Origin of the sequence: Brevibacillus jepli (assembly GCF_047229145.1) — a bacterium.
Lineage (GTDB): Bacteria > Bacillota > Bacilli > Brevibacillales > Brevibacillaceae > Brevibacillus.
Genome location: NZ_JBFEFW010000002.1, coordinates 1 through 23,681, shown reverse-complemented (window position 1 = coordinate 23,681; position 23,681 = coordinate 1). Strand labels below are relative to the sequence as shown.

General features: G+C 41.5%; 22 protein-coding genes and 1 pseudogene. 17 read left to right on the top strand and 6 right to left on the bottom strand.

The window, feature by feature from the left end; translation table 11 throughout:
- Positions 1-5 precede the first annotated feature (5 nt).
- Genes AB1L17_RS02300 through AB1L17_RS02285 form a run of 4 tightly spaced genes read left to right on the top strand, consistent with a single transcriptional unit; the run spans position 6 to position 3,550 of the window.
- Complete coding sequence (locus tag AB1L17_RS02300; RefSeq protein ID WP_412843924.1) at positions 6-791, top strand: 2-keto-4-pentenoate hydratase; 786 nt, start codon at positions 6-8, stop codon at positions 789-791.
- 22 nt (positions 792-813) lie between these two features.
- A complete protein-coding gene (locus AB1L17_RS02295; protein ID WP_412843923.1) occupies positions 814-1,701 on the top strand; it encodes an acetaldehyde dehydrogenase (acetylating) in 888 nt (295 codons plus the stop codon).
- A 25-nt stretch (positions 1,702-1,726) separates the two neighbouring features.
- The gene (gene dmpG / locus AB1L17_RS02290) at positions 1,727-2,749 is read left to right on the top strand and encodes a 4-hydroxy-2-oxovalerate aldolase (protein WP_412843922.1); all 1,023 of its coding nucleotides are present in this window, start codon (positions 1,727-1,729) and stop codon (positions 2,747-2,749) included.
- Positions 2,750-2,761: 12 nt separating this feature from the next.
- On the top strand, positions 2,762-3,550 hold the full coding sequence (locus tag AB1L17_RS02285; protein WP_412843921.1) for a 2-keto-4-pentenoate hydratase: 789 nt from the start codon (positions 2,762-2,764) through the stop codon (positions 3,548-3,550).
- Between the two features lie 2 nt (positions 3,551-3,552).
- Here AB1L17_RS02285 and AB1L17_RS02280 read toward each other — a convergent pair whose 3' ends face one another.
- Positions 3,553-3,846 (bottom strand): DinB family protein, encoded by a 294-nt coding sequence (locus AB1L17_RS02280; RefSeq protein ID WP_412844115.1) that lies wholly within the window; start codon positions 3,844-3,846, stop codon positions 3,553-3,555.
- Between the two features lie 236 nt (positions 3,847-4,082).
- Between AB1L17_RS02280 and AB1L17_RS02275 the strand changes: the two genes are divergently transcribed.
- Positions 4,083-4,649, top strand: a complete 567-nt coding sequence (locus tag AB1L17_RS02275; RefSeq protein WP_412843920.1) for an SLOG family protein — start codon at positions 4,083-4,085, stop codon at positions 4,647-4,649.
- 105 nt (positions 4,650-4,754) lie between these two features.
- Here AB1L17_RS02275 and AB1L17_RS02270 read toward each other — a convergent pair whose 3' ends face one another.
- Positions 4,755-5,774, bottom strand: a complete 1,020-nt coding sequence (locus AB1L17_RS02270; protein ID WP_412843919.1) for an alpha/beta fold hydrolase — start codon at positions 5,772-5,774, stop codon at positions 4,755-4,757.
- A 142-nt stretch (positions 5,775-5,916) separates the two neighbouring features.
- Between AB1L17_RS02270 and AB1L17_RS02265 the strand changes: the two genes are divergently transcribed.
- From AB1L17_RS02265 to AB1L17_RS02240, 6 genes are all read left to right on the top strand, one after another.
- Positions 5,917-6,825, top strand: a complete 909-nt coding sequence (locus AB1L17_RS02265) for a LysR family transcriptional regulator (RefSeq protein ID WP_412844114.1) — start codon at positions 5,917-5,919, stop codon at positions 6,823-6,825.
- A gap of 246 nt (positions 6,826-7,071) precedes the next feature.
- Entirely contained in the window at positions 7,072-7,626 is a 555-nt protein-coding gene (locus tag AB1L17_RS02260) for a GNAT family N-acetyltransferase (RefSeq protein WP_412843918.1), read from the top strand.
- 1,575 nt (positions 7,627-9,201) lie between these two features.
- Positions 9,202-9,876, top strand: a complete 675-nt coding sequence (locus AB1L17_RS02255; protein ID WP_412843917.1) for a TnsA endonuclease N-terminal domain-containing protein — start codon at positions 9,202-9,204, stop codon at positions 9,874-9,876.
- A complete protein-coding gene (locus AB1L17_RS02250; RefSeq protein WP_412843916.1) occupies positions 9,858-11,804 on the top strand; it encodes a TnsB C-terminal domain-containing protein in 1,947 nt (648 codons plus the stop codon). Before AB1L17_RS02255 ends, AB1L17_RS02250 begins: the two co-directional genes overlap by 19 nt.
- Positions 11,805-11,820: 16 nt before the next feature.
- Positions 11,821-12,789: an ATP-binding protein gene (locus AB1L17_RS02245; protein WP_412843915.1), complete on the top strand. Its 969-nt coding sequence runs from the start codon at positions 11,821-11,823 to the stop codon at positions 12,787-12,789.
- Positions 12,737-14,359, top strand: coding sequence for a TniQ family protein (locus tag AB1L17_RS02240; RefSeq protein ID WP_412843914.1), 1,623 nt, complete (start codon positions 12,737-12,739; stop codon positions 14,357-14,359). Before AB1L17_RS02245 ends, AB1L17_RS02240 begins: the two co-directional genes overlap by 53 nt.
- Before the next feature lie 544 nt (positions 14,360-14,903).
- On the opposite strand, the gene AB1L17_RS02235 is transcribed toward AB1L17_RS02240, so the two are convergent.
- Entirely contained in the window at positions 14,904-15,416 is a 513-nt protein-coding gene (locus AB1L17_RS02235; protein WP_412843913.1) for a DUF4367 domain-containing protein, read from the bottom strand.
- A gap of 138 nt (positions 15,417-15,554) precedes the next feature.
- Between AB1L17_RS02235 and AB1L17_RS02230 the strand changes: the two genes are divergently transcribed.
- Positions 15,555-15,752 carry a hypothetical protein gene (locus tag AB1L17_RS02230; RefSeq protein WP_412843912.1) on the top strand — a complete coding sequence of 66 codons (198 nt, stop codon included), beginning with the start codon at positions 15,555-15,557 and terminating at the stop codon, positions 15,750-15,752.
- Positions 15,753-16,016, top strand: coding sequence for a hypothetical protein (locus AB1L17_RS02225; protein ID WP_412843911.1), 264 nt, complete (start codon positions 15,753-15,755; stop codon positions 16,014-16,016).
- 243 nt (positions 16,017-16,259) lie between these two features.
- Here AB1L17_RS02225 and AB1L17_RS02220 read toward each other — a convergent pair.
- Positions 16,260-16,442, bottom strand: a pseudogene (locus AB1L17_RS02220) (Tn3 family transposase); the annotation flags it as partial.
- A 250-nt stretch (positions 16,443-16,692) separates the two neighbouring features.
- Between AB1L17_RS02220 and AB1L17_RS02215 the strand changes: the two are divergent.
- The 4 genes from AB1L17_RS02215 (at position 16,693) to AB1L17_RS02200 (ending at position 22,032) form a co-directional block, all read left to right on the top strand.
- Positions 16,693-18,069, top strand: coding sequence for a hypothetical protein (locus tag AB1L17_RS02215; protein WP_412843910.1), 1,377 nt, complete (start codon positions 16,693-16,695; stop codon positions 18,067-18,069).
- A gap of 123 nt (positions 18,070-18,192) precedes the next feature.
- Complete coding sequence (locus tag AB1L17_RS02210; RefSeq protein WP_412844113.1) at positions 18,193-18,996, top strand: ATP-dependent DNA helicase; 804 nt, start codon at positions 18,193-18,195, stop codon at positions 18,994-18,996.
- 64 nt (positions 18,997-19,060) lie between these two features.
- Positions 19,061-21,661, top strand: coding sequence for a cadherin-like beta sandwich domain-containing protein (locus AB1L17_RS02205; protein ID WP_412843909.1), 2,601 nt, complete (start codon positions 19,061-19,063; stop codon positions 21,659-21,661).
- Between the two features lie 86 nt (positions 21,662-21,747).
- Positions 21,748-22,032 (top strand): helix-turn-helix domain-containing protein, encoded by a 285-nt coding sequence (locus AB1L17_RS02200; RefSeq protein ID WP_412843908.1) that lies wholly within the window; start codon positions 21,748-21,750, stop codon positions 22,030-22,032.
- 359 nt (positions 22,033-22,391) lie between these two features.
- Here the strand turns inward: AB1L17_RS02200 and gfa are convergent, their stop codons facing one another.
- Together gfa and AB1L17_RS02190 are read right to left on the bottom strand one after the other, a co-directional pair.
- Positions 22,392-22,970, bottom strand: a complete 579-nt coding sequence (gene gfa, locus AB1L17_RS02195) for an S-(hydroxymethyl)glutathione synthase (protein WP_412843907.1) — start codon at positions 22,968-22,970, stop codon at positions 22,392-22,394.
- A gap of 87 nt (positions 22,971-23,057) precedes the next feature.
- A partial coding sequence (locus AB1L17_RS02190; protein ID WP_412843906.1) for a zinc-binding dehydrogenase occupies positions 23,058-23,681 on the bottom strand: 624 nt, incomplete at its 5' end.

The window sequence follows — 23,681 nt, the reverse complement described above, 5'->3', positions numbered from 1 at the left end:
ACCGTGTGGACATAGAAAAAATCACGCGATTCGCCGATCATTTAGCGGCGGCGAGTCGAGAAGGAGTGGGAGTAGCTCCACTCACATCACTTGATCCGCAAATCAGCGAGATAGAGGCATACCACGTTCAATTGAAGACGATTGAACGAAAAGTGAAAGAAGGCGCGAGGATTACAGGAAAGAAAATCGGCCTGACCTCTCTTGCCATGCAGACACTACTTGGCGTGGAACAGCCAGACTATGGACATCTATTGGACGACATGGTCGTGGAAAACAACGGAGAACTGCCTTTCGAGCATGTCATGCAGCCAAAGGTAGAAGCAGAAATTGCCTTCCTGCTGAAGCGTGATCTGGAAGGGCCACATGTAACAATCTTCGACGTCATGATGGCAACGGAATATGTAGTGCCTGCTTTGGAAATCGTGGACAGTCGTATAGCCAACTGGCAAATCAAACTAGAAGACACAGTTGCGGACAATGCATCCTCGGGCTTCTATGTGCTGGGTGGTCATCCCGTGAAACCGCAAGATCTGGATCTTCCCCTGGTTGGAATGGCGTTTTATAAAAATCAGGAGCTGGTCAATACCGGTGTGGGTGCCGCCGCATTGGGCAATCCCGCATCCTGTGTGGCGTGGTTAGCGAACAAGCTGTACGAATTAGGGATTACACTCAAAGCAGGAGAAATCATCTTGTCTGGTGCGTTATCGGCAGCGGTTGAAGCTAAGCCTGGCGATGTATTTCATACGAGGATTGCAGGGCTTGGTTCAGTAGGAGTCAGGTTTGGCAAGTAAAAAATAGGAAAGGAGGGCATACATGAAGAAAGTAAAAGTAGCCATACTGGGCTCGGGGAACATCGGGACAGACCTGATGATCAAGCTTGGAAGGTCACCCGTTCTTGAATTGACGTCCATGATTGGAATCGATCCTGATTCGGATGGTCTGCGTAGAGCACAGGCAGCTGGATACTACGTATTTGACGGCGGATTAAAACCGTTTTTGGAAAGCGGTGCAGATCTTGCTGATATCGTCATTGACGCTACTTCAGCCCATGCACATATTCGGCATGCCAAGGCGCTCAGGGAGGCAGGAAAGCTCGCCATCGATCTGACGCCTGCTGCTGTGGGGCCCTATGTGGTACCATCTGTGAATCTCGGTGCGCATTTGAATGAAAAGAACATCAATCTGATCACATGCGGCGGCCAGGCTACTATTCCAATCATTCATGCGATAGGGAGTGTGAGTCCGGTCAGCTACGCAGAGATCGTGGCCACTATTTCCAGTAAAAGCGCGGGGCCTGGCACACGTTCCAACATCGACGAATTTACGGAGACGACCGCACATGGTATCGAAGCGATCGGCGGAGCGAAGAAAGGCAAGGCGATCATCATCCTGAATCCGGCGGAGCCGCCGATCCTGATGAGAAATACAGTCTATGCAATCGTGGAGGACGGTGCGGACCGACAGGCGATCGTGAAGGCTATCCACCAGACCGCTGCCTATATTCAATCTTTCGTTTCTGGCTACCGCCTGCGCTCAGAACCGATCTTTGATGGAAACAAAATCACCGTTTTTTTGGAAGTGGAAGGCGCGGGCGACTACCTCCCTACTTATTCAGGCAATCTGGATATCATGACGGCGACAGCGGTGAAGGTAGCAGAGGAATATGTAAAGCATGCTGTCGGAACCGGCACGGGTATATAGCCACGAAGGAAAGGAGGAACCGCATATGAGTCGTGAAATCGTGATCACCGAGGTAGCGCTTCGAGATGGGAGCCATGCGATCAATCACCAGTTTACTGTGGAGCAAGTAATCGAGGTGGCGCGCGCATTAGATGAAGCGAACGTACCGTATATTGAAGTCTCCCATGGAGATGGATTGGCCGGGTCGTCCCTGCAGTATGGGCTGTCCAGAACCCCTGAACTGGAGCTGATCGAGGCTGCCGTTTCCGTTTGTAAACAAGCGAAAGTGGGTGTGCTCTTGCTGCCGGGAATCGGCACGATCAAAGATTTGAAGACGGCTGCAGAGCTAGGGGTAGGCATGGCACGAATCGCCACACATGCGACCGAAGCAGACGTTTCCGCTCAGCATATTTATCGGGCGAAAGAGCTAGGCTTGACGACAGTTGGCTTTTTGATGATGTCACATATGGCTGCTCCGGAAAAACTGGCGGAGCAAGCTGGACTCATGCAGAGCTATGGAGCCGATGTCGTGTATATTGTCGATTCTGCTGGCGCTCTGCTACCTGATCAGGCAGGGGAACGAGTCCGGGCGTTGAAGCAATGTCTGCATATTCCCGTTGGCTTCCATGCACACAACAATTTGTCTTTAGCCATGGCCAATACGCTCGTCGCCATTCAAGAGGGTGCCACCTGGATTGACGGCAGTGTTCGGTGCTTGGGTGCAGGTGCGGGCAATACACAAACCGAGGTTCTCCTTGCTGTACTGGATCGAATGGGCATTCAGACGGGCGTCGATCTGTACAAAATGATGGACCTTGCGGAGGAAATTGTGTCGCCGATTCTTCAAGTCCCACAGGAAATTACCAGAGACGCTCTGGTTCTCGGATACGCGGGTGTCTATTCCAGCTTCCGGCTTCATGCCGAGCGAGCAGCCAGGAAATTCGGCATCGACTCCCGGGATATTTTGATTGAGCTGGGAAGACGAAAGGCCGTGGGGGGACAAGAAGACATGATCGTGGATGTCGCAGCGGAAATCGCCGAACTGAACAGCTCTACCAAAATCAGATAGGGGGTGATCAGCGTGCAATCGGAACTATTGTACAAAAGGTTGGCTCAGAAGCTAGTGGATGCGGAGTTAAATAGGGAGGAGGTCGTCAAACTGACGGCTGAATACCCCGAGCTGACAGTGGAAGATGGATATCGTATTCAAAATAAGCTGGTCTCCCTCAAGCTTGAACAGGGACATCGAATCTTTGCCTCTAAAATGGGTTTGACCAGTCAGGTGAAAATGAAACAGATGAATGTGCACGAACCGATTCGGGGCTACATTTTTGACTATATGAATATCGAGGACGGCATTCTGCCGATCAATGAATTGATTCATCCCAAGGTAGAAGCGGAAATCGCCTTTGTTTTGCGTGAGGATTTGGAAGGACCCGGCATCACGGAGGCTCATGTCCTGGCATCCACTGACTATGTGGTTCCCGCACTGGAGATTATCGACAGCAGGTATGCACAGTTCCAGTTTACCTTGCCGGATGTCATTGCCGACAATGCATCGTCTTCTCGTGTGTTTATCGGATCGACGTGGAGAAAGCCTGATGAACTTGAACTCGATTTGCTAGGTGTTACTCTTTCGATCAATGGCGAGCTCAAAGACTTGGGGGCTGGTGCGGCAGTTCTCGGTCATCCAGCCCACTCGGTCGCGATGCTGGCGAACATGCTGGCTCGCGAAGGGCGCAAGCTGCACAAGGGAGATTTGATTTTGTCCGGGGGCATTACCGGTTCCCACCAGCTACGGGAAGGGGATGTCGTAAGCGCCAAATGGGGTGGCCTCGGAAGCATTGAGTTTGTGGTGAAAACGGGATAGATTTATCTCACAAATGTAATATAGTCAATATTAACTGGTTCATTACCCACTGCTCGAAGTCGTGAGTTTATCTGTCCGCGATGATACTGACCATGCAATGCTACATGAGCTAAAATATCCCTTACAGAATACGTAAACTCTCTTCCTTTACTATTCGTGTAGGCTATTATTTTATCTAGGTCAGTATTTGCTAGATTCGTAAAAAAAGCTGTGAAGCTCTCTTCATTTTGTTTCATAAGTTCTGCACAAATCTCTATATCGGCCTCCGACCATATGGGAAGTTTTGAACTGTCCATTCCACGCAATCGAGTTTTTTTATAAATCACTCGTGTTCTTACCGTTCGTTGAGCAATGCCAATGCCGTCAGTCTTCTACTTTATTATTTCAGTCTACAACATCATATTATCTTGTCTAAAACTTTAGGAAAGAGAAACGACGTGCCATTTTATCCTGAGTCATTCAAATTTGTGATAATATAAGAAAAAAATGAGACCTATTTCTGCTAGAGTTCTTTTAAACTAGAGGTGGCAACATGTTAAAACGTTTATTTGTTTCAGGATACAAAGCTCACGAGCTTGGCATTTTCAATGAAAAAAATCCGGGGTTAGCCATTATTAAGAAAGCACTGAAGCGGGAACTTGTAAGATTCCTTGAGGAAGAATTGGAATGGGTCATCATATCAGGTCAACTCGGAGTAGAAATGTGGGCAGCCGAAACTGTTCTGGAATTAAAAAAGGAGTATCCACATCTAAAACTGGCGGTAATTACTCCGTTTTTGAATCAAGAGGAAAAGTGGAAAGAAGAAACCCAGGATTACTACCGAAATATTGTGACGCAAGCCGACTATATCAATAGTGTCTATCAAACACCGTTCCAGGGAGCTTGGCAGCTGGGTGAGAAAGATAAATTCTTGCTATCCAATTCAGACGGCATCTTGTTAGTTTACGATGAAGAAAACGAGGGCTCACCGAAATTTCTAAGTAAGCTCGCCGCCAAAAAAACGGCTCTGGGCGATTATCAGTTATTTCGAATTAACGCATATGACTTACAGACCATTGCAGAGGAACAGCAGCAAGAATTAAACAATGACTATTTCTAGGCTAAGAAACCAGCTATGAAAAGCTGCATAGTCGCTGCGACTAAATCACCGACCAAAATACTTTTATCTGAGGCAGCCTATAACGGCTGCCTTTTTCTGGATGATCTATCCGTTTGTACTAAGCGCCAACAAGCGTTTTAGGTTGTCATCAATAAATTTATTATCGGCACTGTTGATTCCGCGACCGGCAAAATGGCCCCAGATCGACTCGATCGGTTTAAAAATAGCATTAGGTATTAGCTTAGCCTCGTATTCGTTATCGTCTGCCGAGCAGAAGAGATCCGTGCTCCCTGGCATGATGCAGGCAAGCGCTTTAATGCTTTTGAGCGCCTCATCGAAATCTCCGTTATAGGAGGGGTTTGCACTAATATCTGCATGTTGCCCTGTCCATAACATGGCCAGGACATTGTGCGGATTCATCTTCATAAAGCTATCTTCCCAGACGCCAGTTACAAAATCTGCCAATGAGTCAAATCCTAGCTCACAATAAAGTTCCTCTCTGTAAAACGCCTGCGATACGCCCCATCCTGCATAGACACGGCCAACGGCGCGCATGTCTGCAGAAGTCAACTGGTTTCGTTTACTTGAATCGAAGCGGGCCGCAGCCATGAGCGGAGCTCTCATACCGTCCAGGACCACATACGTATGGGGCCATGTCTTTGCAACTCCGGCAAAAGGGGCAATTCGTTCCACCATATCGGGATAACTTGCTCCCCATTGGAATGCTTGAATGCCTCCCATTGACCATCCTACTACGAGAGCGATCTTTTGAATGCCGAATTTTTCGGTCACCAGCCGATGCTGTAATTTAACGTTGTCATAGATGGTCACCTGCGGAAAATTAGCCCGGTCGAACGGGGGAGGCGTGTTACTGGGAGACGAAGATAATCCGTTGCCCAGCAGATTTGGAACGATAATGAAATATTTCTGAGGATCTAGTGCCATGCTGTTTCCAATCAACCATTCATTCTGAACATGCTGGTCGCCAAAAGCAGTTGGATAGACGATGACATTATCTTTCTTTTCATTCAGTCTTCCATAAGTCTTATAAGCAAGAAAAGCACTCGGAAACGTCACTCCTGTTTGCAAGGTTACGTCACCCAAATCAAAAATCTCATAATCCATCGTATTGTCTCTCCCTTCAAAATGAACCCATACATGAAGAATGTATTTCTTGTTGTTAGTATAGATCTGTGATAGTTTCAGTAAAAGTGAATGAAATTCAAAGTAATATTCAATAATTTTGAAGGTAAAGGGGGATCGTATGATGGAATTGCGCCAACTGATTACGTTCCGCACGGTTGCATCAACTTTAAATTTCAGTCGGGCTGCGGAAGTGCTGAACTACGTCCCCTCCAACGTCACGATGCAAATAAAAGCATTGGAGGATGAGCTTGGCGTTCGTCTCTTTGACCGCTTGGGCAAGCAGCTCGTTCTAACAACTGCGGGTAAACGCTTTTTAACTCATATCCAAAGCGTTCTAGACAAACTGGATGAAGCTCGAAGCGTCGTTCATGACAATGAAAATTTAAGCGGCACCTTAATAATAAGTGCTAACGAGGTTCTTTGTGCCTATCGGCTTCCAGCTGTCTTTCACCTATTTCGTTCGCTCCATCCGAAAGTTCGTCTCATCTTCCGCTCCGTTCCAAATCAACAACTCAAGCAAACGCTCTTTGAGGGCACCGCGGATGTCGTCTTAATGTTGGACGAACCCATTCGCTCGAGCGCACTTGCAGTGGAGCCGTTGGTGGAAGAAACTTTCCGCTTTTTCTCCGCTCCAGACCACCCACTCTCGAAACTAACTGTACTGCAGCTGGAAGATTTTCACGGACAAGTGTTCCTGACGAATGAAAAGGGTTGTCCCTATCGCACCATGTTTGACCGGCAATTTGAGAAAAAGGGCATTGATAGTATTACGTATTTAGAGTTTCAAAATGCCGAAGCCATTAAACAATGTGCAATTACGGGAATCGGTATTGCTTTTCTTCCTGAAATGACAACGAAAGCGGAAGTTGAACGTGGCGAACTTGTTGCTCTTCCATGGCAAATTCCGGACTTGCACGTGTATACACAGATGTTATGGCATAAAGACAAGTGGCTTTCACCAATCCTATTATCTTTCATAGAAGCAGCAAGGGAGGTTATCACTATAGAGGAGGGGGATATATCCGTTTAGTACCATAAGAGGTTCCGGTCTAAAACTTTATTATCACTGAACACATGGACATCACAAAGCTAACGGGCTTAACGATTAAAAATCCGTAGCACCTGCTAAGCAATGATTGTACAATTATCTAGAGAATCTTACATGCTAAATAATACCAGGAGGTTATGAAAATGACGGAGCAATATGTATTCCGTTAAGTCCGTGGTCCTCCTTTATATCTTTATTCTCACCTTATAAAAATATAGGAGGACGAATATGGATATTTTAATTCGAGAACTGAGGGCTGGGGACGATGGGTGTGGTACAAACATTGATGGGAGCTTTATCGTGGACTCTACCCTTGTCTTGCAACTAACGGGACAGCGAATCGGATATACGGTGAAGGAGAGTCCTCTTAGGAATAAAAGCTACGATGATGAACCGCTTGAAGAAGATACTGTTGAGGATTATTCGAACTATATCGGCGATCCCCATCAAATCATTTATGTAGCACTCGTAAATAATCAAATTGTGGGTAAAATTGTTTTGAAAAGAAATTGGAACAAATATGCCTATGTGGAAGATATCAAAGTTGATAAGCAATATAGAGGTTACGGTGTCGGTAAAAAACTAATCGAACAGGCTAAACGTTGGACGAAGGATGGCGGTATGACGGGAATCATGCTGGAGACACAAAGTAATAATGTCCGCGCATGTAAATTCTACGAAAGTTGTGGTTTCGTCATCGGAGGTTTTGATTCCTACGTCTACAGAGGTCTTGATAAAGATAGTGATGAGGTAGCAATTTATTGGTATCTCATGCTTGATTAATAAATGAACGATCCTCAGCATATGTCTTAAGAAGCCGAAATTATGGCGGGTACTTCCTTACTCAACAGTCGGGAGGTACCGATTTCTTCGAGATCAACGAACGATTCGGCGTACCGTTAAACACATCATTTGCGGAATGGAAGCTCGATGCCGCCATACGGGGAGTGCGGGAGAATCACTTTGAAGTCGTAGGCCATTCCGTGGCAAATCCCGGATTTCGAAGTCGATAAATACAGAGAAGAGCTATACAGCACCGGTTTTACTTGCTAGCCAAAGCATTGTCTTAGTTTATTTAAATATTAATCAAATGGATTTCTAGGAGCTTGTCGCGCCGCGACAGCTCCTTTTGCAGTTTTCGCCGATAACCCCGTAAATCTAAACTGTATCATATAGCAAATTGGCCCATTACGCTAACGGTTCCGATTTCATCCCGATTGTATGAGCATTACCCGCCCCGATGGCTGCAAGCTTACATATGATGATTTCAATAACTATTCGGTATGGTATGAGGAGCACATATTATTAGAGAATCGTACACTGAATGTCGCAAAAGAGTTCTGAAAGCAAGACCCAATCAAAAATGTTGGGGGATAGAAGTTATCATTTTCCGTGGATTTGATTTTATGCAATACCGCAAAAGAAAGAAAAGTACGCCATTATATGAAAATCTCGTCAATGAGTTTGTTGAAGAGGAAAAAGGAGGAGGATTTCAAGTGTTTAAAAGACATAACTTTACGCATAAAGATCGCGAGAGGTTCAACAGGATTTAAACTTAATGAAACAGGTTCAATGAGTCGAGTCAAATCAAACAGTAGTTCAGTTCATGAAAATTACATTTCATGAACTGAAGTTAAAATGAATCATTCATTAGAAGAGGAACATGTACATAGAGTGTCTATTCTAGAATATTCACTATATAAAATATAAAGAATTGAATACTTTGGTGTGCCTCTACATTTGTTGAACTTGTGAGCTTTAAGACCTTCCAATATATTTAGATCCAATAATCACGTATGTTATAGCGGTATGTTGATGTCGCCAGACACTCGCGTGCACAATCATAAAACTGTGACACAAACAATGTATACCAGTGATCCAAATTTACTTGTTTGTGTCACTCGAAAATTGTCTGGCGACACAAACATACTACCAATCAGCTTGTTTCAAAACCCTTATTTCAAGGTTTTTTTGTTTTTTAGCAGTATGTTTGTGTCGTAATTTTTCACGACACAAACATACTATCATAAACGGAAAACGACGCAAACATACTGCTATAACATGAGAATCTATGTACGCTGTCCAGCGAACCGCAACAGAGAAATTGTTACAAGGAAAAGTCGAAAGATGTAGCAGAGCTTTTGATTCAAATGCGAAAACTGCCTTATTATTAGAACCTTTGTCGATACTATTGATCTAACAGTCGATTTTTTATATTTTTACAATATGTACCTCTAAATTCATCGAAATATGAACTTAGCAAAAAGTTCGTTCAAAAAGAATAAATTCGGGATATTAATCTAACACTATGTAAGAGAATCTTTGTTCATTCTTAGATCCTTACAAAGGGTGATATATATGTATAAACCTATCAAAAGTAAAGGGAGAGGCAAATACGGCAATAATTTATGGGATGTATACAGTCCAAAACTAAATCGAATGGTTCGGCTATATAGTGACTTGGAGAGGGACCATTGGGTCCTAATCGAAACAAATCCCAATATCAAAACATTTTGCGAGCAGCCTTTAAAAGTATCGGTTCCGGTTGAAGGAAGAATTGTATCCACCATCTTTGATATGTGGATCCAATGGACAGATAAAACAGAAAGTTTTATCGAGATAAAATACAGTAATTCATTTCATCAATCACATCCAAATTATGAAGATGTCCGAATCCAAACGACTGCTCAGAGAATATGGTGTTTGGAAAACAAATATGATTATATCATTCGTACCGAAGAAGATATTCGTAAGAATAAATTATTTCTATCTAATATGAAGCGCATTTTGTCATTCATTAGAAATCGCTCAAATCCTGTTGAAACTGATTGCTTTCAAATAATGCGGAGTATTCAGGAACATGGAAAGTTAACTGCCAAACAACTTGAAATGATGCTTCCAAAAATTTCACAGTCACGAATTTACGAAGCATTGAGTTGGCTATTTTATCGTTCGGAATTACAAGCAAACTTTGAAAGAGGTGAGTTTGGACCAAAAATGGAGGTATCAAGAACATGCCAAGAAGAAAAATAATTGAGAGACCTAGTGCTGACATTGACATTTCACAATGGCCAATTGTAAACATTGAGTCACTTACTGAGACGGACCAGGTGAAATTTCAAAAAAGAAAACAAGCAGTTAATTTATATATTACGGACAAGGCTACATTAGAAGAGATAAAGCAAACTACTGGAATAGCTCCCATTGACATTCGTCGTTTTACCTCCCGTTGCCTTGAGCATGACGAACATGGAAAGCTATATGGTTACCGTGCTCTTATACCCCAAGTAAAAATAAAACCCTACCAAAGAATCCTTCCTATTCCTAACATGAACGAATCCAAATCTGTTTTCACAGGAGCTTTTATGAAGCTCCTAAACGATTATTCAACGATTAAGGATACGATAGACGACTTATACTTAAAGCGAAATAAGCGTACGGTACACGAACCTCGCATCAGGATAAAAGACCTACATAGAAAGTTTTTACATGCGTGCAAAGCTGCTGGCATTGCAGAAACAGAGTACCCATTCAATACAATATCAAAGGGAAAAAGAGCCTTAGAAAGATATATAAAAGCCTTACATAATCAACATTTTCATGAGGCTTCAGCAAATCGTTATGGAGAGGAAGCCGGAAGAAGGGCTAGAAATTCATTACATTTTGATCCTGACAAAAGAATCATCACACGACCGTTTGAACAGGTCCAATTCGACGGTCACAGGATTGATGCTATATTTACAATTACGTTTACAACGCCATCAGGAAATAGGATCACAGATGTTATCGAAAGACCTTGGTTGTTAACTGTAATCGATGTTGCAACACGCGTTATACTAGGATACCATTTGTGCTTAAAACCGGAATACGATCGAAGTGATGTGTTAATTTGCTCAAGGAATGCTGTGGCCCCTTGGAAACAGAAAGAATTGACTATAGAAGGCCTAACTTATCCAGAAGGAATCGGTTTTGCATCGGAAGCTATACCTACAACAAAGTGGGCACTCTGGGATGAGATTCTCTTTGATAATGCAAAAGCTCATTTAGCAAATATGGTTAAAGATCGACTGAAAAATGTAATTAAATGTGACGTGAATTTAGGGCCTGTAAAAATGCCTGAAAGACGAGGTTTAATTGAAAGGTTCTTTGGGTTGTTAGAGGCTAATGGATACCAGCGTTTGCCAAACACGACTGGAAACAATCCAAAAGATATCCGGAGAAATAAGCCTGAGGTAGCAGCTAGAAAATACGACATCTCAATTGAAGATCTTGATGAACTAACTGAAATATTAATTGCAACATATAACCTTACTCCGCATTCCGGTGTAGATTACCTTTCTCCCTTACAATCAATGGAACAAAAAATATCTCGAGGAGAGGTGCTCCGAATAATGCCAATAGAAGAACAACAGGACATATCATTTTTAACATTTGAAACTACGAGGAATATTGTTGGGAACGCCAAATATGGGAAAAGACCCCATATCGAATTCGAAGGAGTGACATATCACAACGATATTTTGTCCAGATCTCCTAATCTTGTAGGAACAAAACTCACTATCTTCGTCAATATAGATGATGTTAGGTTTGTTCGTGCATTTCTTCCTTGTGGAAGTGAATTAGGAATGTTAACTGCAAAAGGAAAATGGGGTGTCACTCCTCATAGTTTAAAAACACGAAAAGCGATTAATCAGCTTCGAAGAGAAAAATTAATAACCATTATGACCATGGATGATCCAATAGATATATATCTAAGATATCTTGAAAAACGAGCGGTAGATGACAAACGTTCCAGAACTAAGCTTGGACATTTACAGTACCAAAACAAGGAATTTGTTCTACAACAAGACAACATTTCTTCAAATCTGAAAGCCATTGAGTCGGATTTGGACAAGCCTTTAGATAAAAATAGGAGTTCAGAACTGATAACCCGTAAATTAAGAAAAACAATTGTTTACTAATATGGAGGTGAAATGAATGATTATCAGGCCAAATATACCTCCTGGGTTACATCCAATTGAAACTGGTACTTACTTGGTAGCAACTCACAAGATTGACTCTATGTTTGAAGTCATTCAACAATGGTACGACGAAAGAGCAACCGGAGGAATCATCTTCGGAAGACCTCGCTTGGGGAAAAGTAGAGCAATAAAGTACATTATCCAGACCCTTCCGTTATTTTTGGAGAGAGAGGTTCCGATTTTTCATATATGTTGTAAACAATACAAACAGCCGAATCCAGGTGAGTTCTTCGAAGATTTATTACGTGGTGTCGGACACGCTTTTGCCTCAAGTGGAAAACCAAGTGCTAAAAGAGATCGTTTGACAAAATTTTTAATTGAACGTGCTGAATCAACAATTTTTAGACGGATCATTATGTTTGTTGATGATGCCCAACTGCTTCACGAACTACATTATGGTTGGTTAATGGATATCTATAATGAATTAGATCGTCTCGGAATTACTTTAACAGTGATTTTAGTCGGCCAGGAAGAATTATTGTTTCAAAGATCTGCTTTTCTAGCCTCAAAAAAGACACAAATTGTTGGTCGTTTCATGGTCAAGCAACATAAATTTTCAGGTATTGAATCTGCCGAAGAACTTCGGGTTTGCTTAACAGGCTATGATGAGGATTGTGAATATCCAGCAGAAAGTGGTTGGTCATTTACCAAATACTTCTTTCCAGAAGCATTTGTAGAAGGGTACAAACTAAGTCAATGTACAGACGATTTGATTGAGTTGTATGAAGAAAAGAGAAAAAATGCAGGAATTAAAACATCTTTTGAGATACCAATGCAGTATGTAACAGCAACAATAGAATATGCTTTTAAAAAATTTGGCGCAAACGGCAAAGGAGTAGAGTGGCTAAATAAGTCGCATTGGAGTGAGGCTATTGATAAATCCGGTTACATTGACTCCGAGATCTACTACGAAATCGCCTTATGATCAATTAACTAAGCAAAGTACCACTTTCACTTGGAGGCCTGAATGGATTACGCCATTTGAATCTCCTTGGTCCATACTAGAAAAGTTCAAGTTTGCAAATGAAATGAGCTCTAGAAATATTCTTAAAGTCTTCGGAATTGAACATGTAAAAAGTTTAAAAGCAAATATCGGTGCCTGCCACCGAGATCTGACAACAATACAGGGATTAGATGATAATCTCATTCAAGAGACGTTTCGGTTATCTATTAAAAAATATAATGACTACTTAATTCAGAAAATGATTGGTTACTTGCCATACGGAGAGAACAAACGCTCTCCTTTAAGTTATCTTCGTAAACAATTAGTGCTTTGCCCTGCCTGCGTAAGTAACGGATATCACAGTCTTTTACATCAATTCTCACTTATTCATGAATGTCCTTATCACAAGATTCCGTTAATAAAGAGCTGCCCTAAGTGTAGACATAAATATCCGTATGAATTATCCGATGAAATCATGACTCGTCCATTCACCTGTCGTTGTGGATACGAATTTTTCAAAGTAGGTACAAAAGAATTGTACTATTCAAAATGGGGGGGGAGCATAACGTACCAACTGTCTTGCGACAAGGTTAGGCGTTGGTTTAATCTCAATGATCAATCAGGAGGTAAACTCCCGTACATTTTCTTTTTTACGGAACAATCGCTGGATCAAACTTACGGTCTTTTGGACTATCTACTCACAATTGCATCTCCCAGTTTTCATTCCTGTAGAGATGAAAAGCACTTCTCTGTTCAGACGAGTAAATTTATTTTATCAATTAAAGGTTATGAAGAAAAACTTGAACATCGGAAATATTTCCATTATCCATTACCACATCGTAGCGAATATGCTAAACGGGAAAAAAGATTCCAGGACTTTCAACGCGAGTTATATAAAGGATTCATCCAAACAATTAAGGCAGTAGCCCGACATTTAAGGAAAAAGGTTTTACCAAAACACAAAACTTGCATCAGAAGATTCGTACAATATGGATTTGACGATTGCAAATGCCCATACGCATATGCGTATGTTTTCTGGTGTCAATTTGTTCTTCAATATCCTTATTATTTTTATGTTGATAACAAGTATAGTCCTCGTCGTCAGCACGAGAATCATATTGAGTTCCCTAATGCCAGAGATTCTGAGTACTTGTATGAGCTATATAATGCCTGGGAAAGAAACTTTGACGACATTACTTTAACAAGTCGTGCTGCAACTAAATGGCTCTTAAATCGTAATATGGTTCATTTGATATTCAACCATTTTAACGAGTGGTTAAAAGTCTCTATGTATTATGTAGAGAATAAAAGAGCTCCCAAATCAGAACCCTTTCGTTATGATGACCTTCCTTATTTTGTCAATATTATATCAACTAATACAGATCAACCTTTAGAATATCATTGGTGGAAAAGCGAACAACATTCACTTTCAAATCTCCTTTTACAACTTAAGTGTCCATATCCTACCGTGAAGCTAAGAAAAAAGCCCCCATACGATCCTGATAAGCGTACGATTGGTTGGGTAACGTTTATGGGCAAATTCAATAAGTAAAGCCGGCTGCAAAAAGCAGTCGGCTTTACTTATTGTGCAGTGATAATAATCTTTTAGACCCACATGCCGCTTACGCGGCATGTGGGTCTAAAACTAATTTTACGAAGGCAGTTGATTTAGTACTGCAAGAAACTAATTAAATAAACAGCCGGTTTTCACCACGCTAAGGGTGTAACCGGCTTTATTGCTATCCTTGATTCAATGGCCTCAATGATTGGGCATGCGGAACGGATCTTATCTTGGTCATCGTAGCCACACATCTGCTTTACCAATCGCGACGAGACGTTAGCCAGAGACGGCGCATGTTGTACACAAGCAGCTTCGGACGCTGGCGATGGTTCTTTATTAGTCCTGCAGCTCGCCAGCTTTGCTAATCAATGCGGTGTTGAGCAGATGCATGCTCGCGCACTCCCTGCCGGCCGCTACAGGCATGCGGAACGGATTCCTGGTTGTTGTCAAGAGCTCATCGGCTTGACGGTCGCGACGAGACGTTGGCTAGAGGATGCGCTTGTGATACGCAAATGGGGACTGTTTTACGCTTACTCTACTTTAGTGATTTTGCGATTTTTATCATTTCTTCTTTAGACAGTCTAGAACTTTCCATTTCGACATAAGTGCCTTTTTGAATCCAAGGTAAATACCCACCAGGAGTATCATTTGCACCATTTCTACCACCAACCCAAGCTTCGAAATGTCCTTCAAAGTTATTTATTTGAACGATTTCAGTATTGTCGCGCCTGTTTTGGTACGAATCTAGTTCCTTAAAAATAACTTTTTTTTGATTTAGAGACATCATTAAGTATTGATCATTTTTGTCCAAAAAATTTAAATTACAATAATCTTGTTTTCCATCTGTCCGAGATCCCTCTTTTATTTCTAATATCCAATCTTTAGGGATTTTGGTTGGTACAAGTAATTTGAAATCAATTTCTTTTTGCAGTGTTTCAATCGTAATTGTGTTATGCGGACCATATTGGAAGGTTACTGCATGTACCACAGTTGTAATTGGACTAAATACGAAACATAGACTTAGAAAAAAACCAGGAAAAATCCTCATAAATTCACCCTTAGTTGTAAAGTAATATTAGTTTCTCTAAGATAGGCAAATCTTATTCTCATTTTATGTAAGAAAAGGAAGGATAAAGTACACAATTGTATAATTCTTAATATTATAAATAATGAAGGAGTGTTAAATATGATGCTTAGAAAAGTTTTGATTTCCACTCTTACCTTAGGGTTGGCATTTAGCTCTTTCACACCTAGTTTTGCAACAGAAAGTAAAATCAATAGAAATTCATCAGAATCAATTGAAAAGCTAGCTATTTATAAAAAATGGGGACCATATTTAGTTCGTCCTACTACTACTGGAGATAATGACGAAGTGAATATTTAATTGCATGAAGAAGGTTACATATCATTACATCTTAAGCAACAGGGGATTCATAGTGGCCAAAAAGCTAAAACATTATGGACATTAACTAATACCTACGGAGACGTAGTGTGGGATAAAATTATTGGTGAAGTTAACAACGAGACTATTTACAATCTAGGGTATCGTGAGGCAGGGAAATATAAACTGACTTGGTATTCAATGACGAATAACAAGACTGAAGGAGGATTCTATGTTGAAATTCCAGTTGGGGAAGTTTCGCAATAACCGTTAGAATTCATCTAGTATTTAGGCGTATTAAATAAATAGCGTAAAATAGTCCCTATCTTTTTACAAGGTGGGGACTATTTTACGCTTACATAAAAAGTGGTAGACTAGAACATTTTCTTTATAATGGGGTACCACCAGCTGTAAACGCTAATCAAAAAGTTGACCAGTTGTGGGGAAGACGCTCATCTTCGAGTTGACCACCTAGGATGCTTCATTTCACACAAAGTAGCACCAGCAGTATTCGGTGTAATGCTCCTCAATTGATAAGTCCGACTCATGATGCAAGAGGCCGTCGATGACATGTACCGCATCACGAGCGTTTGTATTGATAATTTTCGTATAAAACGATGAAAATTGATCACTGACGAATTGATAAATAGTAGCGCCTCTTGCTGATCCGTAATGTGGGTTAGGATCGGCACCGGTACCCCTATCATAGTGTGTAATAATCAGTTTTTTGCTTACCAAATTGTTTTACGTTATTTATATTAGTAGTTTTCAGTTTTCAATTACATGGTGATTTAGAAGACCGGGACTCCTTGTACTGTAAGGGGTTCCGGTCTATAACTTTATTATCTCAGAACACTTATTGAATTTGCCAAGTATTATTAACAGTCATTCTTGGAAAAATGAGTTAGTAGATGCAATTAATCATAAATTGAAGGGGAGTAGAATGACACAATTACGGCAAAGAGACAAAGAGCATTATACTTGGAATAGTCAATGGGTAGATCAATATGAATCACCTTGGAGTATAATTGAAAAATTTCGATATGCAAATAATATCACTTGGAAGGAAGTCAAAATACTTCTTAGCGGCGAGAATGTTACTAAGAAAGGTAAGCGACTACCTTTCATTGAGTATTCTTCATGGTATCACGTTAATGATACTGTCTTTGAATATATCTTTGGCTTTTCACTATTGGGTCACTATAAGAAGCTAATACAGAATATGTCTTTTGTATTTACTGGTGAACATGAAATAGCGCATCTATATTTGAGGGAGAGTTTTTCCTGTTGCAAAATTTGCATTAGTTATGGATATCATAGCTTATTTCATCAATTTGTTTTATTAGATACTTGTCCATTTCATCTTTGCAACCTCATACACCATTGTCCCTCATGTAACAAGAAACTTAATTTCCAACGTCTATCTTTTTCCGTTACGCCATTTCTATGCAGGTGTGGCTACTCTTTTATAAAGCATACTTCTCACACCGGATTCCCTTGGAACAAAAGAATTACACACAAAATCGCATTACCAGAATTTAAACTATGGACCGAGCAAAGAAAGGACTCAAAGATATTAAATACACTTCTATTTTATGAAAAGAATTTTCTTAAAAATAACAATCAAGTTTTAAAAAATCTTCTATCGGTATTTGAAGAAAGAAAACACTTGGATCAGAGTTGCCAAGTGAGATCACACCCCTTATATTTATCCGAAAGGTTCAATAAAAAAGAAATTTCGGTAAACGATCTGTATTTTGAAACACGTCTGCTATTTAAATCAATTGCTAGGCACTATAGAAAAACAATTTTGTTTAAACATAAGAAATGTATTAGGAAATTTGTAAAATTGTACCCTGATGAGACTATTTGTCCCTTTGCCTATGCATACGTCCATTGGCGTAAGAGTATCGAAGGCATCACAAATTATTGGCAGGTTGATAACAGTGTTAGATGTACCAAGCCCACTATGTTTGATCATTTTTATTCAAAACCAGATAATAATTTGTTACTAACTCTTTTGATTCGCTGGAAAAAAACTATGCCCTTGTATTCAACGGATATAGTTATGAAATGGGGAGTTAATCACGTTGCAGCACAATTATTCACTCATCATTTTAAGGTATGGTTAAAAATAGCCAAGGAATATGCCCCCCAAAAAAGTATCCTGCATACAAGAGAACATACATATGAGGGTTTACCTTTATTTACCATTTGTTTTTGCGAAATTGGGAAGAAGCAAGTGGAATTTCATCTATGGAAATCAGTCCATGATGAAAGAAGGGAAACTCTAACGCAATTGATCTGTCCATTTAAGTAGATCATCTATATGTTGTGCTATTTGATATTTCCCGAAACATCTGATACAATATATAGAGAAGGATATTTTTTCTTATCCTGCAACTAGACTCTCTTCAATTAATTCGTTTAGGAGTGGTAGACAATTTCACAATCACTACTTAAAAAGAAGATTGTTGAGGATCTTTTTCCCCTGTTTGATCGCCTTATTGAAGGAGGGCAAATAGTAGAAAGAGAAGCGCAAGTTAATATCGCTTTAGATATTGCAGAGGCGATTGAAAACGGGAAGAATATCATGGTGGAAGCAGGTGTGGGAATAGGTAAATCTTATGGATATTTGTTTCCAGCATTAATCGCTTCAATTTATTCTGGAAGGCCTATTTTAATTGGAACGTCTTCTATCCAGTTATCTGAGCAATTAGTGGATGATGCACACGTCGCTGCAAGTTATCTAGGGATGAAAGTAAAGGTTACAGTAGGCAAGGGAAAAGGAAATTTTGCTTGCTTGGATCGTGCTATAAAGTCTATAAAACATACGAAGAAAGCAACGAAGCTCAAACAGTGGATATTAGAAAATGCTGTTGGCGATAGAGGTAAGATTCCTTTTTTAGTTGATGATTCGGAGTGGGAAGAAGTAAACGTAGATCGATGTATTTTTGAAGATTGTGATTATCGACATGAGTGCGAATTTTATAAAATGAGAAGTGAAATTAGAGAAGGTGGGCCTTCCGATGTCATAATTGTTAATCAGGATCTATTAATTGCACACTTACTTAAACGTGCTCAAACTTCTCGGGGTTTCATCGCTAATCGTGTGCCTGTGATCATTATAGACGAAGCTCACAATTTAGAAGAAAAAACACGCAAAGCATTGACACGTATGTGGTCCCCTAAGAAATTTAAGAATCTATTTAAAAGAGTAAACAAATTATTATTGCGTCATAACTAACACGGACAGTAACGCAACGGGTCAACAAACAGCGACGGCAACAACTAGCGTAGCGAAGGTCCAAGTGAACACACTAACCAACGCCTCGATCCCTAGCATCGATACACAACCATTGGATCAAACCGTAAATGTGGGAGCAAATGCCACATTGAGTATCGCCGCGAGCGGTGGAGCCTCCTTCAGCTATCAGTGGTACAGGAACTCCGTTAACAGCAGTAATGGAGGCACAATGATTCCCGGTGCGACAAGCTCAACGTTTGCAGCGCCAACCGGGGTGGCGGGGACAACGTATTATTTTTGCGTCGTGACCAATACAGACAGCAGTGCAACTGGCAATAATACTGCTACATCAACAAGTAACGTAGTTGGGGTAACGGTCAACTCATTGATAGATGCAGAACTACCAACTCTGGACACACAACCAACAGGCCAGACGGTAAACCAAGGGGGCATCAATCCGAATTTGACCGTAGCAGCTTCGGTAAACGACGGAGGAACCTTGAGCTACCAGTGGTTTAGCAATTCTTTGAACAGCACCAATGGTGGAACTGCAATCAACCGAGCGACAAGCCCAACTTATTCAGTACCGACCGACACTGCGGGAACGAAGTTTTACTATGTCGTCGTAACAAACTCGAACAACAATGCTTCCGGAAGCAAGACTGCAACTTCAACAAGTAACGCGGTAGGGGTAACAGTCCTGTCTGGTAACGCGGACTTGAACGACCTGACGCTGAGTGAAGGGACGTTGGATCATGAATTTACACCTGGAAGGACGAACTATACCGCAAAAGTAGGTAATGCAGTGACGAGTGTGGAAGTGACGGCCGTAGTGGCAGATTCAACGGCCTCCTTGTGGCTATCAGGCTCGAGTGTGGGAAGTGGCCAACCAAAGACAGTAGCATTGAATGTAGGAGACAATGAGATCGATATTATCGTAACTAGCCAGAGCGGTTCGACCAAGCACTATACCCTTACTGTGAATCGTAGACAAGTCATCATTCCCTCTCCACCATCCACGGGTGGTGGTAGCAATCAGGGAATTGTAGAAGATCAGCTAGACCTGAACAAACGTGTTTCGGGAACTATTACCTCTGCCAAAGATGGGCTATCAGTTCTTGATGCAGTAGACAAAGTTCTAGAGCACCTTAACTTGGTAACAGAATCGAATAGTGTCCCTACTGAAGAGAAACTAAAAGTGATTTCCAATACAGTTTCAGAAGTACTTGGACCGATGATGGATAAAGAGGATGAGGGTCTTGTGAGTGGCGATGATATCGTCAAAATCACAATGGAGCTGCTCTCCAAACATGTTGATCAAGTCATGGAGGATATGTCAGATTCTAGCGACGGGCTCCATCAAGGCACGGAAATTCTAGGTGATATCGCGAGCACCGTCATCGCGAAACTAGATAAACGCGATCTCGACGACAAGTTTAAAGAAAAGTACTCCGCACTCGTTAATAGGTTGATAGATAAGTCGAGCAACGTAGATGTGGAATCCCGCGATATGATCACTGATCTGGAGGACCAAATGGAACAGTTTGACAAACTTGTTACCACCATAGTCCATAACTTGGGTGAAACCGCGGACCAATTCTCATTTAACAAACGCATCGTTTTGACAATACTGGACGAGCAGAAAGAAATCAGTGTGAAAAGTGCAACCGATACTGGTTCTGTCCACTTGTCAAAGGAAGTCGTCAATCAACTAGTGAAAAAGCAAATTATCTTGGTAGTGAGAGACGAGCAGCAGAACAGTATGGAGTTGACTGAGGACTTACTGGCAAAACTAAAGAATAAGAAGGTGAGTCTCTCTGTCGAAGAAAGCAAATCTGTTCCTGTTCCGAGCTCTTTTGGTAGTCACAGTAAGGCATATGAATTTAACATTCTCGCGGATAATAAGGCATTTACCCAATTTGGGAAATCAGTTGTACATGTGACGATCGCCACAAAAGCCAAATCTCGCGACTTGTTTGCTTATTACTATGATGTAAAGAAGAAGAGTTGGAAGCAGCTGACTGACTCACGCGGTAAGACAATTACTGTTAACAGATCTACGAACGGGTTTGCCTCATTTGATACATCGCATTTCACTACGTTCATGGTTGCAGAGGCACCCATCCGCAGTCTTAGTGTGACACCAAAAACGGTGAAGCTGATGACAAACAGCGCCATTGATCTAAGCGTAGTGGCCACATTTAGCAACGGAAAGAAAGTAGATGTGACGTCAGAAGAAGCAGGAACGGTTTACGAGTCCAGTAACTCAAAATCAATAAAGGTATCTGATAATGGGATTATCACTGCCACAGAGGCTGCCGAAGCTGGAGATAAAGCATCGATCACCGTCTCGAACGGAAACAAGAATGTGACGGTTAAGGTTACCGTAGTCACTCTGTCTTCCATCTCCGCATCAGCAAATAAACGGACAGTCTTCGCAGGAGATAAGATAGCGGTGAAGGTAAAAGGATTGTTATCGGATCGGAGCTCACTCGACCTGACCAAAGATAAAGGCACCTCCTTCACTCTGGAGGATGATGAGTACGACAGTATAAATAAGGATGGATTACTGGTTATTAGCAAGCAAGCACCGAAGGGTACCAGCATCAAGGTGATGATACAGAACGATGATCATGCTACTGAGTTAGAGATCACCGTAAAGTAGAAGGAAAAACAGCCCGCGACTTTGTGGGTTGTTTTCATTTGGAAATATACGAAATCCTTGAAATTACGTGAGCTTTCTTATGCAACGTGCAGAGGTTTCAACTGCTGTCCCCTCTACTGGCTACAGAGTTAGATCCTGCGAAGGCTAGCCAATTAGAGGCAGCCATCTGTGAGCAAACGGGGCTGTCCGAACGCACCCTTCGAAGATACCTGGCTCAGTATCGTGAAGCAGGCTTTGACGGTTTGCGACCGAAACCCAAGGGGAGAAAACCTACGTCTGACGCCATTCCGGCAGAGCTATTGGAAGAAGCCATTCTCCTCGGCAGCCGGCGACAGAGCTCTCGGGCGGCGAAGCGCAGCGCATCAAGCTAGCATCCGGCCGACGTTGATCGGTTGATGCACCTCCTGCAGGGGCTTGTCGATGCCGGTAACACAGTCGTCGTTGTCGAACATGACATGCGTGCCAACGCGCAGATGGACAGGCTAATCGATCTCGGGCCTGGGGCGGGGGAAAGTGGAGGACGCATCATCGCGAATGGCCCCCCCGTGAAGTCGCCAACGTGTCAAATAGTCGTACGGCGGCGTACCTGAAACCGTTCGTGGAGCGGAGTAGGAACGAAAGCGAGACGTAGCTTTGAATCGGTTTCTCTATGGTGTAAAAAATACCCAGTCCAGAAAATGAGCATTTTCTGGACTGGGTTCTCTTAACATTTATTACATGTAGCTTCAGCTTAATCTCTATATGTCCCTTTTAATTTAGCTGTTTTAATTGCAAGTAAATCCATTAACTCAGGTGACAAACAATCATAGGTAGGCAGGCCTACATCGTGTAAAGTGTTTCTAACTTCACTCATTTTTGAAGCTGGTGTTCCTGTTTCAATTACTGAAGAAACAAACGCTGCAAATTCAGGTGCTGACCAGCCTTTTTCGTTAGATAATTCTGTGTGTACAAAATCTAATCCATAAAATGCGTGGTCCTTATTTTCGATTCTTCCGAATAAGTGAGCGCCGCAATCTTTACATGCATAACGTTGGATTACCGCTGATTCATCGACAATTTGTAATTTATCTTCATTGTTTAATACTTTAACATTTTCTTTACCGACAACGGCAACAAGAGAAAAAATTGCACCTTCTGGTTTCCAACATTTAGAGCAGCCGCACGCATGGTTGTACATAATTTGTGCCTTGATAGCTACTTCTACAGGATTATTTTCACATAAACATTTTAAAGTTCCACCAGAAAAATTGGAGACTTCTTCATAACGATATCCGTTATCTAATCTTGGGTGAAGGGAAATTCTAGACATAATATACACACCTTTATTTTTTATTTATTAGCAAGATTTGGTCTTTTTTTGTTTCACCACCAAATACTACGCTCGGTTGTCTTGTGTTTAGTCTTCATAAGTTAAAATAGTACGAATGGATTCACCTTTGTGTAATAGATCAAATGCTTTATTAATATCGGTGAAGTTTAGATGACCAGAGATAAATGAATCTAGATCAATTTCGCCATTCATGAAGTCTTCAACCATACCTGGTAGTTGAGAGCGACCTTTCACACCACCAAAAGCGGACCCTTTCCATACACGTCCTGTTACCAATTGAAATGGTCGTGTGTGAATTTCCTTACCAGCGCCTGCCACACCAATAATAATACTTTCACCCCAACCTTTATGACAGGCTTCAAGAGCGGACTTCATTACTTCCACATTCCCAATACACTCGAAGCTATAATCTACTCCACCATCCGTCATTTCAATCAAAACTTCTTGGATTGGGCGATCATAATCTTTAGGGTTCACAAAATCAGTGGCTCCCATTTTTTTAGCCAATTCCCATTTGTTAGGGTTTAAGTCGATCGCAATAATCCGTTTTGCTTTTGCTTTTTTCAATCCTTGGATAACGGCTAAACCAATTGCTCCCAAACCAAAAACTGCAGTTACCGCACCTTCTTCAACTTTCGCATTGTTTTTTACCGCACCAAGTCCTGTCGTTACGCCACAACCAAATAAAGC

Coding starts and splice junctions, on each gene's coding strand:
- AB1L17_RS02275 (WP_412843920.1), top strand. CDS start 4,083: ATGTTAAAACGTTTATTTGTTTCAGGATACAAAGCTCACGAGCTTGGC.
- AB1L17_RS02255 (WP_412843917.1), top strand. CDS start 9,202: ATGTATAAACCTATCAAAAGTAAAGGGAGAGGCAAATACGGCAATAAT.
- AB1L17_RS02270 (WP_412843919.1), bottom strand. CDS start 5,774: ATGGATTATGAGATTTTTGATTTGGGTGACGTAACCTTGCAAACAGGA.
- AB1L17_RS02230 (WP_412843912.1), top strand. CDS start 15,555: ATGATGCTTAGAAAAGTTTTGATTTCCACTCTTACCTTAGGGTTGGCA.
- AB1L17_RS02245 (WP_412843915.1), top strand. CDS start 11,821: ATGATTATCAGGCCAAATATACCTCCTGGGTTACATCCAATTGAAACT.
- AB1L17_RS02295 (WP_412843923.1), top strand. CDS start 814: ATGAAGAAAGTAAAAGTAGCCATACTGGGCTCGGGGAACATCGGGACA.
- AB1L17_RS02265 (WP_412844114.1), top strand. CDS start 5,917: ATGGAATTGCGCCAACTGATTACGTTCCGCACGGTTGCATCAACTTTA.
- AB1L17_RS02250 (WP_412843916.1), top strand. CDS start 9,858: ATGCCAAGAAGAAAAATAATTGAGAGACCTAGTGCTGACATTGACATT.
- AB1L17_RS02215 (WP_412843910.1), top strand. CDS start 16,693: ATGACACAATTACGGCAAAGAGACAAAGAGCATTATACTTGGAATAGT.
- AB1L17_RS02260 (WP_412843918.1), top strand. CDS start 7,072: ATGGATATTTTAATTCGAGAACTGAGGGCTGGGGACGATGGGTGTGGT.
- AB1L17_RS02235 (WP_412843913.1), bottom strand. CDS start 15,416: ATGAGGATTTTTCCTGGTTTTTTTCTAAGTCTATGTTTCGTATTTAGT.
- dmpG (WP_412843922.1), top strand. CDS start 1,727: ATGAGTCGTGAAATCGTGATCACCGAGGTAGCGCTTCGAGATGGGAGC.
- AB1L17_RS02280 (WP_412844115.1), bottom strand. CDS start 3,846: ATGGACAGTTCAAAACTTCCCATATGGTCGGAGGCCGATATAGAGATT.
- gfa (WP_412843907.1), bottom strand. CDS start 22,970: ATGTCTAGAATTTCCCTTCACCCAAGATTAGATAACGGATATCGTTAT.